General features: G+C 42.6%; 11 protein-coding genes. 8 read left to right on the top strand and 3 right to left on the bottom strand.

Annotated features, from left to right (window positions below; all coding sequences use genetic code 11):
* The first annotated feature begins 11 nt into the window (after positions 1 to 11).
* From ACFGVS_RS13080 to ACFGVS_RS13065, 4 genes are all read left to right on the top strand, one after another.
* Positions 12 to 944, top strand: a complete 933-nt coding sequence (locus ACFGVS_RS13080) for an NAD-dependent epimerase/dehydratase family protein (RefSeq protein ID WP_439698962.1) — start codon at positions 12 to 14, stop codon at positions 942 to 944.
* A 164-nt stretch (positions 945 to 1,108) separates the two neighbouring features.
* Positions 1,109 to 2,812: a M3 family oligoendopeptidase gene (locus tag ACFGVS_RS13075; protein WP_439698961.1), complete on the top strand. Its 1,704-nt coding sequence runs from the start codon at positions 1,109 to 1,111 to the stop codon at positions 2,810 to 2,812.
* A gap of 533 nt (positions 2,813 to 3,345) precedes the next feature.
* Positions 3,346 to 5,565, top strand: a complete 2,220-nt coding sequence (locus ACFGVS_RS13070; RefSeq protein WP_439698960.1) for an alpha-galactosidase — start codon at positions 3,346 to 3,348, stop codon at positions 5,563 to 5,565.
* Between the two features lie 228 nt (positions 5,566 to 5,793).
* Entirely contained in the window at positions 5,794 to 6,459 is a 666-nt protein-coding gene (locus tag ACFGVS_RS13065; RefSeq protein WP_274212041.1) for a hypothetical protein, read from the top strand.
* 3 nt (positions 6,460 to 6,462) lie between these two features.
* Here the strand turns inward: ACFGVS_RS13065 and ACFGVS_RS13060 are convergent, their stop codons facing one another.
* Positions 6,463 to 7,125, bottom strand: coding sequence for a phosphatase PAP2 family protein (locus tag ACFGVS_RS13060; RefSeq protein ID WP_439698959.1), 663 nt, complete (start codon positions 7,123 to 7,125; stop codon positions 6,463 to 6,465).
* A gap of 80 nt (positions 7,126 to 7,205) precedes the next feature.
* Between ACFGVS_RS13060 and ACFGVS_RS13055 the strand changes: the two genes are divergently transcribed.
* The 4 genes from ACFGVS_RS13055 to ACFGVS_RS13040 all read left to right on the top strand — a co-directional run bounded on the left by ACFGVS_RS13055 (position 7,206) and on the right by ACFGVS_RS13040 (position 11,786).
* Positions 7,206 to 9,140, top strand: coding sequence for an amino acid permease (locus ACFGVS_RS13055; protein ID WP_439698958.1), 1,935 nt, complete (start codon positions 7,206 to 7,208; stop codon positions 9,138 to 9,140).
* A gap of 11 nt (positions 9,141 to 9,151) precedes the next feature.
* Positions 9,152 to 9,583 carry a DUF5655 domain-containing protein gene (locus ACFGVS_RS13050; protein ID WP_439698957.1) on the top strand — a complete coding sequence of 144 codons (432 nt, stop codon included), beginning with the start codon at positions 9,152 to 9,154 and terminating at the stop codon, positions 9,581 to 9,583.
* Positions 9,584 to 9,666: 83 nt separating this feature from the next.
* Positions 9,667 to 10,092, top strand: a complete 426-nt coding sequence (locus ACFGVS_RS13045) for an endonuclease domain-containing protein (protein ID WP_439698956.1) — start codon at positions 9,667 to 9,669, stop codon at positions 10,090 to 10,092.
* A gap of 206 nt (positions 10,093 to 10,298) precedes the next feature.
* Positions 10,299 to 11,786, top strand: coding sequence for an IS1182 family transposase (locus ACFGVS_RS13040; protein WP_439698955.1), 1,488 nt, complete (start codon positions 10,299 to 10,301; stop codon positions 11,784 to 11,786).
* 48 nt (positions 11,787 to 11,834) lie between these two features.
* Here ACFGVS_RS13040 and ACFGVS_RS13035 read toward each other — a convergent pair whose 3' ends face one another.
* Together ACFGVS_RS13035 and ACFGVS_RS13030 are read right to left on the bottom strand one after the other, a co-directional pair.
* Positions 11,835 to 12,461 carry a phosphatase PAP2 family protein gene (locus tag ACFGVS_RS13035; protein WP_439698954.1) on the bottom strand — a complete coding sequence of 209 codons (627 nt, stop codon included), beginning with the start codon at positions 12,459 to 12,461 and terminating at the stop codon, positions 11,835 to 11,837.
* Positions 12,462 to 12,717: 256 nt separating this feature from the next.
* Entirely contained in the window at positions 12,718 to 14,667 is a 1,950-nt protein-coding gene (locus tag ACFGVS_RS13030; RefSeq protein ID WP_090651279.1) for a KUP/HAK/KT family potassium transporter, read from the bottom strand.
* Between the last annotated feature and the right edge of the window lie 244 nt (positions 14,668 to 14,911).

Below are 14,911 nucleotides of genomic sequence, written 5' to 3'. Positions count from 1 at the left end.
AAAACGAAAAGATGATGCACACCATATTAGGAGCCGGCGGTACAGTAGCAAACGCACTCACCCGCGAATTGATTAACGCCAACCAAACCATTCGTTTGGTGAGCCGCAAACCGGTAAACATTACAGGTAAAAATGTAACCTGGCAAAAGGCCGATCTGTTAAATTATGACGAAGTTTTGGCGGCTGCCCAGGGATCAACAGTTATTTACCTGGTGGCGGGCATTGTTTATGATGCAGTTATTTGGCAGGCGCAATGGCCTGTTATCATGCAAAATGTGATCAATGTTACCAAAGCCACCGGAGCACGATTAATATTTTTTGATAACGTATACATGTATGGCCTGGTTGATGGCCCCATGACAGAGGATACCCCTTACAACCCCTGCAGCAAAAAAGGGCAGGTACGCGCAGGCATTGCCAATATGCTGATGGATGAAGTTAAGGCTGGCACTATCCGCGCTTCCATTGCCCGTGCCCCCGATTTTTATGGCACCGACTCGTTAAACAGCTTTGTGGATATGATGGTGATAACCAAGTATGCTGCTAAACAAACCGCCCAGTGGATTGGCAATCCAAACAAAAAACACAACTTTATTTACATTCCCGATGCCGGCAAAGCGATGTTCCTGCTTGGCCAAAACCCCGATAGTGATAACCAGGTATGGCACATGCCCACCCCACCGGCTATAACCGGCAAAGAGTTTATGACTATTGCCGCCCGGGTTTATGGTGTAAAACCTAAATTCTTTGTTTTACGAAAGTATATGTTGTGGCTGATAGGCCTGTTTCAAAAAGTGGTAATGGGCACTGTAGAGATGTACTACCAGTACGATCACGACTATATTTTTGACAGCAGCAAATTTGAAAAGGCTTTCAATTTTAAACCTACAAGCTATGAACAGGGGTTAAAAGAATTGTCTGAAACGTTGTATAAGGCGAAGTAGAGAAAGTCCGGAAGCCGGAAAGTCAGTAAAGTCCGAAAGTAGCTTCTCTGGCCTTTTCGGACTCCCTGTCTTTCCAGCTTTCCAACTCCAAGACTTTCGGACTTTCCGACTTCCGGTCTTTCCAACTAAATCCGCATATTTGCATATCTGTACATCTGAAAATTATGATCCACAAAAAAACAAGAAAATATATCCCGGCTACGCTTGACATTAAATGGGAAACGCTTGAACCGTTTTACAAAGAATTATTGGACCGCCCTATCAACTCGGTTCAGGAGCTGGAAAAATGGCTGCATGACAGGAGTGAACTGGAGGCCGCTTTAGAAGAAGATTCGGCCTGGCGCTATATTCGCATGACCTGCGATACCACCAGCGAAGAATTGCTACAAAGCTTCCAGTATTTTGCAACCGAAATTTCACCAAAAATCGCGCCTTATGATAACGGGTTGAACAAAAAGCTGGTTGCAAGTCCTTATATCGATCAGTTGGATAGCGAAAAATATTTCGTGTTTTTACGGGCGATCAAAAAAAGCTTAGAGCTTTTCCGCGAAGAGAATATCCCGGTACAAACCGAAATCCAGGTGGAGCAGCAAAAATACCAGTCGATAACGGGCGCTATGTCGGTTCATATTGACGATAAGGAATACACCCTGGAGCAGGCATCGGTGTTTTTAAAAGGAACAGACCGCGCTAAGCGCCAGGAGGTTTGGGAAAAGATAACCAATCGCCGTTTGCAGGAAAAAGACACACTGGATACGCTTTTTGACCACTTGCGCAAGCTGCGTCATACAGTAGCGCTAAACACGGGCTTCGAAAACTTCAGGGATTACATGTTCCAGGCATTGGGCCGTTTTGATTATACGCCGCAGGATTGCTATGCATTCCACGAGGCCATTGAAAAGGAGATTGTTCCTATCCTGAGCGAGCAGGCCGAAAAACGGCAGAAAGCCCTTAATTTACCTGCTTTGAAACCCTGGGACATGGATGTTGATGTATCGGGAAAACCGGCGTTAAAACCGTTTCAGAATGGTAATGACCTGATCGAAAAATCAATCCAGTGTTTCAGTAACATCAACCGTTACCTGGGCGAGCGTTTAGAGATCATGAAAGATAATAACCTGTTTGATGTAGAAAGCCGCAAAGGCAAAGCACCGGGCGGTTACAACTATCCCCTATCTGAAACCGGTGCACCTTTCATTTTCATGAATTCGGCCAACACCTTCCGCGATTTAACCACCATGGTACACGAGGGCGGGCACGCGGTACATACCTTCCTCACGGCCGACCTGGAGCTAAATGATTTTAAACATTGCCCATCCGAAGTTGCCGAACTGGCTTCTATGTCGATGGAGCTGATCTCGATGGACAACTGGAATGTGTTTTTTGATAATGAGGAAGACCTGAAACGTGCCAAACGCGATCAATTGTTCGATGTATTGAAAACCCTGCCGTGGGTGGCTGTTGTAGATCAGTTTCAGCACTGGATTTATACCAATCCCGACCATACCGATGCCGACCGACGTGCCGCCTGGATGGAAATTTACGAACCATTTGGTGCCGGTTTTGTTGACTGGAGCGAACATCCCGATGCTGAAGCAAACCTATGGCAAAAGCAATTGCACATTTTTGAAGTGCCATTTTACTATATTGAGTATGGCATGGCCCAGTTAGGCGCAATTGCCGTATGGAAAAACTATAAAGAAAACCCCGAGAAAGGCCTACAACAATACATGGATGCCCTGAAGCTTGGCTACACCAAAACCATCAAAGAAATTTACGAAACCGCCGGAATTAAGTTTGATTTCAGCGCCGGATATGTAAAGGAACTGGCGGAGTTTGTAAAGGGCGAAATGGATAAGATTGGGTAAAAGAGTTCTTATTAAAACCGTCGTTGCGAGTATCCATTAGGCAAAGCTGAAAAAAGCGTTATGACGTGCAACGAATATAGTTAAACGAATGTTCTAAACTACCGTCATTGCGAGTACCCATCAGGATATCCCTGAAAAAAATCGTTATGACGCGCAACGGATATAGTTAAACAATGTTCTAAACTACCGTCATTGCGAGGTACGAAGCAATCCCGAACTATATGGGACTTAGCATGTCGGGGATTGCTTCGTACCTCGCAATGACGGATATTTTATACTGACAGTCAATAACTTACAAATGTATCATTGCGAGGTATTGATGGTCAAATTTATCTCTCCCAAGGTAGAAATCGCATAATTGCGTCTCCTTCGTACAAATCATACAACGTTTGCGCTATACTATTGCAGCAATACAACCGGGCAAGATTAACGCGCCCGAAGCGCAACAGCATCTAAATACCTCTTTGTAAAGCAAGCAGCTTGCTTAATGCGCTAAACATGTCTTATTTTTATGGCAACCAATTACTAAACACTTGAAATCAGCTAACTCATTTTGGGGTAGGTTAATCACGCTATTCCTGTTTATCGGCACCTTCCAAAGTACCGCCCCGTTGTATGCACAATCATTACCCGTTTGGAATACCGCAACCAGACAGGAGGAACCGGCAGACTGGCTGGTTAAGCCTGCACTTGAAAAAGCTGCCATATACCAAAGTGCCGATGGCAAAAACATTATTTTATACAATGGCTTGCTAAAACGATGTTTCCGCATTACGCCCAATGTTGCCTGTTACGATTTTATTAACCTGCAAAACCATCAGCAGTTATTACGTTCGGTAAAACCCGAAGCACGCATCCAGCTAAATGGCAAATGCTATAACGTTGGCGGCCTGTATGGTCAAAAGGAAAATGCCTACCTGGTTCCCGGACAGTTAGACGAGCTTAAAGCCAATGATAGCGATTTCAAATTCAGCCATTACCAGGTAGGCCCTATAAAAACTATTATCAACTGGAAAAGTGACGGCTGGTGGGCCACTAATAAAAAACAGGCTGCCGGAAAAACAATTACTTTTGTTTACCAATCGGCACTTCATGATTTAAAAGGTATTGTTGTAAGCGTACATTACAATATTTATGATGGCCTGCCGCTTGTCAGTAAATGGGTTAGCGTTCAAAATCAGTCAACAGGTAGCATTATAATTGGCCAGGTGGCTAACGAAATACTGGGCATGGTAGAAGAAGAAACCGCCGTAGTTGGCAGCACAACCCAAATGCAGCCGCCGCGCGGTATCTATTTTGAAAGCAATTACGCGTTTAACAATGCCATGCGCTACATCCTTAGCGACCAAACCACGCACTGGAAGGCCGACCCAGCCTACACATCGCAGGTTAACTATGATTATCAAACACCATGCCTGCTGGAGGTATATCCCGAAAGGGTATTGGGAGTACAGCTAAGGCCCGGCGAAGATTTCACATCGATACAAACCTATGAATTGCTGATGGATAGTTATGACCGCGAGCGCCGCGGTCTGGCCATACGCAAAATGTACCGTACCATTGCACCCTGGGTAACCGCCAATCCCATTTTTATGCACCTGGTAAGCAAAAGCGACGATGAGGTACGCGGTGCTATTGATCAATGCGCTGCCACCGGGTACGAAGCTTTGATAATGAGTTTTGGCAGCCAGGTAAACCAGGAAGATACTACCATGCAAAATTTAAACCGGTGGAAAGCGCTGGCTGATTATGCGCATGGTAAAAATGTTAAAATTGGCGGCTATTCGTTATTCAGCTCCCGGCGCATCAGCGATTCGGATGATGTTATTGACCCTAAAACCGGCAAACCGGGCGGTGCGCTTTTTGGGAACGCGCCTTGCTATGGCAGCAAATGGGGATTGGGCTACCGCGATAAAATTAAAAAGTTTTATGCCACAACCGGCTTTGATATTTGGGAAAACGATGGTCCATACCCCGGCGATGTTTGTGCATCAACCACTCATCCGGGGCATAAAGGTTTAGAAGATAGCCAATGGCAGCAAATGGCTATTCAGAAAGAACTGTACCACTGGCTAAACAACCGGGGTGTTTACATTAACGCGCCTGATTGGTATTTTTTAGACGGTAGCAACAAAATTGCCATTGGCTACCGCGAAGTGAATTTTTCGCTTTCGCGCGAGCAGCAGGTGATATTGAACAGGCAAAACATTTTTGATGGCCTTTGGAACGAAATTCCATCAATGGTGTGGGGATTTGTGCCGCTTACCAAATACCAGGGAGGCGGCCCCGAGGCCGTGCTTGAACCGCTAAAAGATCATTTAAAGGATTATAAAGCCTTAATGATGCAATATTATGGCGCCGGTGTACAGGCTTGCTACCGCGGCCCGCGTTTGTACGACAGCCCGGCAACCAAGCAAACAGTAACCGGGGTAGTTAACTGGTATAAAAAGTACCGCGATATTCTTAACTCAGACATCATTCATTTAAGGCGCGCCGATGGACGTGATTGGGACGGCATCATGCATGTAAACCCGCAGTTACCCGTTAAAGGGTTTGTTATGCTGTATAATCCGTTGAAACAAAAAATAACGCGGACTATCAAAGTACCGCTTTATTACACGGGGCTTACGCAATCAGCAACATTTTTGGAGCAGGGAAAATCGAAAATCAACGTAAAACTTAATCGCGATTATACCGCCAAATTAACCTTTACAATAGATGCAGAAAGCTATACCTGGTTTTTGGTGGAGTAGCCATGCTGTTAGCACAAAGCAACAGGAAAATCGATAATATATCTGGCCATGTACAATTAAAAACACTATACAATAACAGGCAATTATCGTTATAGCTTTATTGAATAGTTAATCAACCAGTTATCAACCTGTTAAAAAACAAGCAATTATCATTCTTTTATAATCAGCAAAAGACTCTCTTTCGATTCTTTTTTAAAACCGTTTGCTCTTTTTAGAGTTAAACAATCTATGAAAAAGACAATTTTAAGTTTAAGCTTCATCCTGTTTGCAACTTTAGGCTTTAGTCAGGTACTTAAGCCAGTCAAGATTGATAGTTTGGTTACGGTCTCTTTACCTGCAAACTTTACCAAGAAAGATACATTAGGTCAACAAATTTTCCAGGGTACAGCCTCCCTTGGCTTTATAAGTGTAATACGCGTTCAAAATGCAGCCAACAACAAACCGCTAAATAAGGAAAAAGACCTGAAAAAGGTATTTAATACTTTTGCCGATGGTATCAGGAAGCAATCGCGCAACGGTAGTATTATGAACCCGCGCGACACTACCATTGGCAACCTTGAAGCAAGGGTATTTACCTTAAGGATTGATAACAGTGGATCGACCGGTGAAGCGGCCCAGTTAAGAAAGTTTATTTTGCTTTACACGCAGGATGTAACTTATACTTTTGAATATTACTACCCCGAAGCCAGGACCGAACTTGCCAAAGCCGAGCTGAACGAATTTTCGAACTCGATTAAAGTAGCGCCCGATTTGAAACGTAACGATCAGTATATTTCAAACGCGAAAGGTTTATCAACCCCGGTAAAAATTGGGTTATATGGCGGGCTGCCACTCATTATTATTATTGTACTGGTAACCATTCGCCGCAAAAAAAGACTTGCTGCCGAAGGGTAATTATTAAAAAACTGTTTTAATTAGCCCGGTACGCCATTTTTCGGTATGGATAAACTGCTTGTTTTCCAGCCAGGTAATCCACAAAACAGTAACGATAACCCCGATGGCCGAGCCACCTATAACATCTTCAAAAAAGTGTTCGGTAAGGTACATTCTTGAATAGCCAATTAATATGGCTATGAGTAAGGCTGGGATACCCCAGCCTTTTTTTGTTGCCAGGTAAGCCAGCACTACCGCTGCCGAAAAGGCGCTGGTAGTGTGTCCTGAAGGGAAACTATTATACGTTAGTATTTCTACTCCTTTAACTGTATGTACCGGCGCCCATTGGTCTTTAAAATACAAACTGGGCCTCGGTGCATCGGCAAAATATTTAATTACCTGGGCCACAAACCCGGTTAAAAGATAGCTTGATGCCAGCAACAGGAATTTACGATAGCTAAATAACAGAAAAACCAATGAAAGTGTAACCGCGGTAAGGCCGTCGCCAAGGTCGGTCATATAGGGTTCAATATAATCGGCCCAGGGGCTGTTCCACCCGTTTACCACAAAAAAAATCTGCTCGCGGGTATATATCAGTTTGATAACCAAACAGGCGCACAAAACAATAAGGTAAAGTAAAAAAAATGGCCTTATCCTGTATAAAACATCTTGTACCCCTATCTTCATGATGCAAAGTAAGCATATACTTATCTAATGCAAAAAAATGATTATGTTTGGGAATAGGTTGCACTTATTATTTAAATTAAATGTCGAAAAGCATATTTCGTAAAAAATCAGTCTCGAAAATATTACATGATGTTGAATGCGGTTTCAGCGATAGTGAACATCCCGGCACAGTAAACTCCCAACTAAAAAAAGAATTAAACGTAAAAGATTTAACCCTGATGGGGATAGCTGCCGTAGTTGGGGCGGGCATTTTCAGCACCATCGGCGAAGCCTCTTTTCATGGAGGCCCGGCTGTTTCCCTGTTATTTATTGTTACTGCTGTTACCTGCGGATTTTCGGCACTATGCTATGCCGAATTTGCATCGCGCATACCGGTAGCAGGCAGCGCCTATACTTACGCATACGCTTCTTTTGGCGAACTGATAGCCTGGATAATTGGCTGGGATTTATTAATGGAATATGCTATTGGCAACATCGCTGTAGCTATATCATGGAGCGAATATTTTGTAAACCTGCTTGAAGGCTTTAATATTCATTTACCTAAATACCTTACCATGGATTACGTTTCGGCACTAAGGGGGCACGAAGCTGTAACCAAACATGGGGCAGTACTTGCAGATATTGCCGACAGGCTAAAAGCCGGGGCAATTGCCTGGGATAATGCGCCCGGCGTAGGTAATTTAAAGCTGATAGCCAATTTGCCGGCCCTGGGTATTGTTTTTATTATTACGTATCTGGTTTATATTGGTATCCGCGAAACAAAAAAGGCTACCAATGCCATGGTTATCCTAAAGGTACTGATTGTTATTGCCGTTATTGTAGTGGGCTTTTTTTATGTTACCCCGGCCAACTGGCACCCTTTTATGCCTAATGGCTTTGGCGGTGTTATGAAGGGCGTTTCGGGTGTGTTTTTTGCTTATATCGGGTTTGATGCTATTTCGACCACGGCCGAAGAATGTGAAAAACCGCAGCGCGACTTACCCCGCGGCATGATATATTCCCTTATTATTTGCACGGTTTTATATATCCTGATAGCATTGGTGCTTACCGGGATGGTAAGTTATAAAGACTTACAGGTAGGCGACCCGCTGGCTTTTGTATTTGCCAAAGTTGGCTTGCATAAGGTAAGCTACGTAATATCCATAAGCGCGGTAATTGCAACGGCAAGTGTATTATTAATATTCCAGTTAGGGCAGCCCCGTATCTGGATGAGCATGAGCCGCGATGGCTTATTACCAAAAGCGTTTTCCCGCATTCACGCCAAATATCATACACCTGCCTTTGCAACAGTAATTACAGGTTTTGTGGTGGCAATACCTGCCTTATTCATGAACCTTACCGAGGTGACTGATTTAACAAGCATAGGCACCTTGTTTGCCTTTGTACTGGTTTGCGGCGGTGTTTTATTACTTCCGCGCGAAGAGGCGGTTAAAGGCAAATTTCATTTGCCATACGCCAATGGCAAATACATAGTGCCATTGATAACTATAATTATCCTGGGCTCAATAGTTTACTTTAAACCTGCCCCCCAGGTTGAAATGATGCAGTTTAAAAAACTGAGAGAAAAACCGGTCATAATTGACGCCCTTAACGCAGGCGAAATAAAGGCCATATATGCTTCTGTAGTTAAGCTCAACACCGGGACACCCGCCTTGGCTGACACTGCTTCGCAAAAAAAATATTTTAAAGATCTGGAAGAAGATAAATTTAACAGCGCCTTACGGATAACACCAATCAGTGAGCTTAAAAAATACCATCTTGGTTTTGATGGCTTCCTGTACAATTTTCCTAATTACCTGTTCTTTATCCTCATTATTATAATTGCTATATATAGTTTCCTCAAAAACTTTTCGCTGATACCCGTTTTAGGGCTCATGAGCTGCTTTTACCTCATGACCGAGCTTGGCTATACCAATTGGCTCCGGTTTCTGATATGGCTGGTAATAGGCCTGGTTATTTACTTTACCTACAGCTACAAAAACAGTGTTTTAGGTAGGGAGGTTAAAACGGCCTAACTAATAACTTTATGTGGATATGCCCCATTTGTAGCCGCGAATTTACAAATACCAACCAGGTACACTCCTGTCGCGAACGCAACCTGGGTGATTTTTTGAATGGTAAATCCGATCATACAGTTGAGTTGTTTGATCACCTGGTGGAAGAGCTTTTAGCCATGGCGCCAATCAAAGTTTATCCTACTAAAAGTATGATAGCACTTGGTCTGCATACAAATTTTGCCTATATAACCCAATTAGGCAAAAACTTTATTGATGTGGTTTTTTTGTTTAATGAAATATATGCCGATAACCTCTGTTTCAGCAAAATAAAAACCGTACCCGGCACCAACCAGCACAATCATTACTTCAGGATGTATTTTAAGGAGGATATTAATGAAGAGGTGAGGGGGTATATGAGAAAAAGCCTCACCCAAACCCTCTCCAAAGGAGAGGGCTTTTGATTTGTAAGGTTGGCTTCGGCGCATCCTGTTCAAATACTATATTCTGATTTCATGATTAATATATAATCGGTTCAATTAGTTTCATGAGTAAAAATGATGTAAATATTACCGGCACTAAAAGCAAGTGGCAAGGATTTGAAACTGCCAACCTTATTTTATGGGAGATTCTTAAGGAGAATTCAAAGGCAAACAGGCGGCACCCTACCGAAGCAGAAAACATGATGTGGCAGCTTTTAAGGAATAATAAAACCGGCTATAAAATAAGAAGGCAGCACGCCATTGATGGCTATATTGCCGATTTTGTTTGTTTGGGAAAAGGATTGGTCATTGAGATAGACGGCGGATATCACCTGTTTACCGAAGAACAGGATGATTTAAGAACTTCCGTTTTAAATGAATTAGGTTTTCACGTTATCCGATTTACTAACGACCAAGTATTACGGCATCCTCAAAATGTGTTTCTGAAGATAAAAGAAATATTAGCTAAACAACCCAACAGAAAAATTTAGCGTGACCTCTTCCCTTGGTATGGATTTGGATTTAAAATCTTGAATTTTAGAAAAATACACAGTGCTATTAGAGGTATCTAACTCGTTTAGTAAGAACCCTCTCCTTTGGAGAGGTGACTGTTGCACAACTAAACAAGCCAACAGTGGCTTTAGAATTAAGTTCTTTGAAATATTGATTAAAATATTGATTATTAGTATATTAGCGCATGCAAGGGAAGAAAATACACCAAGAAAGCTTGTTCATACAGTTTCAGCTTTCCGACTACGTACCAGCTGATAATTTTTACCGTCGGTTAAAAAGTTTGCTTGATTTAGACTTCTTGTATCCGACAACTTTGAAGTATTATGGCAAGGAAGGTCAAAAAAGCATCGACCCGGTTGTATTTATGAAATTGATGCTCGTTGGTTATCTCGAAAATATTAATAGCGACCGCCGGATTGTTATTTCATCGGGAATGCGGATGGACATTCTTTATTTTCTCGGTTATGACCTTGGCCAGGAATTACCGTGGCATTCTACGTTAAGCCGCACCCGCAAGCTTTTTGGAGAGGAAACATTCCTTGAATTGTTTAAGCAAGTACTGAAGCTTTGCATTAATAACGGGATGATTAGCGGCAAACGGCAAGCTGTGGACAGTGCTTTAATACCTGCCAATGCGGCTAAACAAAGTATGGTTGAGCGGATAGTGATGGAAGATGCATCTGTGTTCAGCCGGGAATTGAATGATAATATCGAGGATGATCCTGCAAAGCCGAAGGAGCCAAAAAGCGACAATGATGAAGGGCCGAAGAATAAAGACGTTGCGCCGACCAATCAAACACACTTCAGCCCTTCAGACCCGGATGCCCGTTTAACCACCAAGCCAGGTAAACCGATGAGATTGTATTACCGGTCGCAAATGAGTGTGGATACAGCCAGTCATTGCATAACCTATATACAGGCATTTAAGGGAAACGAGGCTGACAACAGTTCTTTGCCGGTAATACTACCGCAGATTGCCGGTAACATGGCTGACCATGCCATTCAGGTTGAAGAAATTCTGGCAGATACAGGCTACAGTAGCGGTAAAGCTATACGGGCATTAACTGCCAATGGTATGAAAGGATATATTCCTGCTCCCGGAACTTATAAGTCTTCAAGGGAAGGCGAAGGGTTCATATACGATGATAACTATGACCGGTATACTTGTATAATGGGTGTCCATCTGCCCTTCAAACGCATCGAATCTGCTTATAATGAACCGACTGTTTTCAAGAAGATTTATGAGTCCAGCATTAGTGATTGCAAAAACTGTCCATTTAAGGACATTTGCGCCAATAAAAAAGGCTTCAAGAAGCTGGTTGACTCTGCGGACAAACCGCTTTATGAATATATGCAACGGCGGGTAGAGAGCCCCAGAGGTAAACAGATGATGTCGCTGCGCTCCAGTACAGTCGAACCGGTATTCGGCTCCTTAATTAATTACACGAGCTTAGACCGAATAAACACTAAAGGACTTAAACAAGCAAATAAATGTATGCTTATGGCTGCCGCCGCTTATAATATCAAAAAACTGCTCAAATGTAAGTTCGGGCCACTGATAGCAGCGCCAATCCCGGCCATAGGTGGCCTGAAAGGTCTGTTTAATCAGTTGTTCATGCAATTTATAGGGTACAAACAGCAACATGCTGTGAACTTCCTAACTTCGTTTTAATCAATAGTTCAAAGAACGGACGAACAGGCTCACGTCTGTATAACAGTCTCAATAGTTGCGCAACGACCACGAGAGGGCAGGGTGAGGCTTTTTCCCCACAATCCATTTCTGCAGCTTCCAGGTAAGGTATGCCGAGCCGGCGCCAACTATTGCCCCGCCCAAAACATCACTGGGGTAGTGCACGCCCAGGTACATTCTTGAATAGCCTACCGCGCCGGCAAATGCAAACGATGGCGCTATAACGTACCACTTAGGAATAGCCAAACTTAACGATGTGGCCGTTGAAAACGCAAAAGCAGTATGTCCTGATGGGAATGACGGGTCTGTTGGATATTCTTTGGCATATATTACGTCGGGATGGGTAACAAAAGGCCGTTCGCGGTTAAATACCTTTTTAGCTACGAAGGTTGCACCACCGGCAACAATAAATGACGCGGCTGTTTGTAAACCGCTTATTTTGAGGTTGTCATCGTGTTTAATATAGCCGGCAACAACTAAACTTATAGGGGCCGCCACGTTTACTATAACAGCTTTATCGCTTATAAACTTCCATTTACTATCGGCACCGTTTGGTGGCCCGTTAATACTTTTAAGCAGGTTAAGATCGGCCCCCTGGGCAAATAAACCCGTGGCAAAAAGCAGGGATAACAGGGTTAATTGTAATTTTTTTTTCACAGGATATTACTTCAGCGTTGTAAATATGTGAAAACAATCTGTAGTAATACTGAATTTATTTGCCTCGCTATGTCCGCTCTAAAGGAGGCCGTTAAAAAAATGTGCGCCAGGTATCCTCGCGATAATAATACTTCGCAAATCAGCTTAAAAGGTGTAAAACAATAAAGCCCCAATAGGAGGGGCCTTATTTAATTTCCACTTACGTAAAAATATCTTATATCTGGCCCCTTCTCCTTTGGAAAGGGCGGGGTGAAAGCTAATTTACCCTATGAATTTCAATGGCATCAGGTATCGATAACATCAACGGTACTTTTTCCACCGTGACAAAGCTTAAATCCAAACCAAAGCCACGTTCTTCCGAAAGGCTTAAATGTTTCAGGTAAACATAAAAATCCATGATAAAGCGCTCATAAAATGATAAGCTATGCGAACGGGAGAAAATTTTCTCGATAACCACAAACCTAAAATCGCCAACAATTTTATGCTTATTCAATGATTTGTAATGACTGGTGATATCAACTTCGCCTTTTTTCACCAGGTCTTCAACCACTCTACGGAACAACAGGTTAATTTGCTGCTCAACCCTAAAACCCAGTTTAAAATCGATACGGATCAGTTTGTTAGGGATCAAAAAGTCTACTTCGTATTCGCGTTTGTAAGGTTCGTCCACTACATCAACGTGAACCAGCCAGTATACATCGGCCCGTTTGGGTTGCTTTTGTAAAATTGAGTAAACAATTTTTGACTCAATTTCAGAATTGAAGTTGGCGCTGGTTAAATACACCAGCTGTGATGCATATTTGGGCACGCTTTCATCGGCGCTTAACTCGTTAATGATGTTGTAATAATCATCAATTCCAACAAATTTAACATACCGGTTCCTGATCTTACGGGCAGTATGCCATGTCCACATCACTGTGAACAATAAAAAGCCTATCGAAAGTGTAAACCAGCCGCCATGCAAAAACTTAACCAGGTTACCTGTAAGGAAGGTGCCTTCAATAACCAGGTAAATTGCCAAAAATGTATTGATGATGTAGTTTGGCACTTTTTTACGTTTCAGGAATTTTGATACCAGTATTGTGGTCATCAACATGGCTACGGTGATACTTAAACCATAAGCCGCCTCCATTTTATCCGAATGGCGGAATATTAGCACCACACCTAAACAGCCGGCCCAAAGCAGCCAGTTAACGCTGGGCACATATAATTGCCCCTTTTGCTCAGATGGATAATTGATTTTTACTTTTGGCCACAGGTTAAGCCTAACCGCCTCGGCAATTAGTGTGAACGACCCGGATATTAAAGCCTGGCTGGCAATAATAGCAGCTACGGTAGCGATACCGATACCGAATATCAAAAACCACTCCGGCATTATTTTATAAAAGGGGTTGTTCACGTTAAGGTCCATTACCGATCCGTTACTTTGCAGTAACCAAACCGCCTGGCCAAGGTAGTTTAAGATTAAACACGCCTTAACATAAATCCAGCTGATGCGAATGTTTGATTTTCCGCAGTGCCCCAGGTCTGAATATAACGCCTCGGCCCCGGTAGTACACAAAAATACGGCGCCTAATATGATAAAAGCGTTGTGGCTGCCGGTTGAGCTTAATAATTCATAAGCATAATAAGGATTAAGCGCCCTGATTATACCAGGCGAATGCACTATATAGGAGATACCAAGTACGCCCATCATAGTAAACCAGATAAACATTATTGGCCCAAATGCCTTACCAACCAACGATGTGCCAAACTGCTGTATAATAAACAGCGCTGTAATAATGGCTATAACAATTTTTACGGTTGGCAAATTGGGGTAATACGTTTGTAAACCCTCAATAGCCGACGAAATAGTAATGGGTGGGGTAATAATACCATCGGCAAGCAGTGCGCAGCCGCCTATCACCGCAGGCACTATCAGCCATTTGGCTTTACGGCGTACTAATGAAAACAGCGAGAAAATGCCACCTTCGCCCTTGTTATCTGCCCGTAACGTTATTACCACATATTTCAGGGTGGTTTGAAGCGTTAAAGTCCAAAAAATAAGGGAAACACCTCCCAGTATTAATGTTTCTGAAATGTGGTTGGTACCAACAATGGCCTTAAATACGTATAATGGCGAGGTACCAATATCACCGTAAATTATTCCTAAACTGATGAGCAGGCCGGCTGCCGACAGTTTTTGCAGATCTTTATGATTTGACACTATGTGTTAGTTTGAGACGGCAAAAATATTAATTTTTTACATTTCAAAGTCAAATTATTAAGAGTTCATGAAGAATTAGAAGGTTTTTTATAAATAACGTAAATTTTACAAGCAATTAGTTAATATAAATGAATTAATTGAAAACCAATGACATGTATTGATATAAATAATAAAAAATAAAGTTAAACAAGCTGTAAAAGAGCCGTCTTTTGGTTAGTTTTAATAAATGTAAAAAAAACAATAA

The sequence above is a fragment of the Mucilaginibacter sediminis genome (assembly GCF_051903035.1).
GTDB lineage: Bacteria > Bacteroidota > Bacteroidia > Sphingobacteriales > Sphingobacteriaceae > Mucilaginibacter.
The sequence above is the reverse complement of the archived record's forward strand: the minus strand, read 5'-3'. Positions and strand labels throughout refer to the sequence as shown.

Excerpts from the sequence above, each read along its gene's own strand:
- ACFGVS_RS13045 (WP_439698956.1), top strand. The coding sequence starts at position 9,667 with ATGAGTAAAAATGATGTAAATATTACCGGCACTAAAAGCAAGTGGCAA.
- ACFGVS_RS13080 (WP_439698962.1), top strand. The coding sequence starts at position 12 with ATGATGCACACCATATTAGGAGCCGGCGGTACAGTAGCAAACGCACTC.
- ACFGVS_RS13055 (WP_439698958.1), top strand. The coding sequence starts at position 7,206 with ATGTCGAAAAGCATATTTCGTAAAAAATCAGTCTCGAAAATATTACAT.
- ACFGVS_RS13050 (WP_439698957.1), top strand. The coding sequence starts at position 9,152 with ATGTGGATATGCCCCATTTGTAGCCGCGAATTTACAAATACCAACCAG.
- ACFGVS_RS13040 (WP_439698955.1), top strand. The coding sequence starts at position 10,299 with ATGCAAGGGAAGAAAATACACCAAGAAAGCTTGTTCATACAGTTTCAG.
- ACFGVS_RS13065 (WP_274212041.1), top strand. The coding sequence starts at position 5,794 with ATGAAAAAGACAATTTTAAGTTTAAGCTTCATCCTGTTTGCAACTTTA.
- ACFGVS_RS13060 (WP_439698959.1), bottom strand. The coding sequence starts at position 7,125 with ATGAAGATAGGGGTACAAGATGTTTTATACAGGATAAGGCCATTTTTT.
- ACFGVS_RS13075 (WP_439698961.1), top strand. The coding sequence starts at position 1,109 with ATGATCCACAAAAAAACAAGAAAATATATCCCGGCTACGCTTGACATT.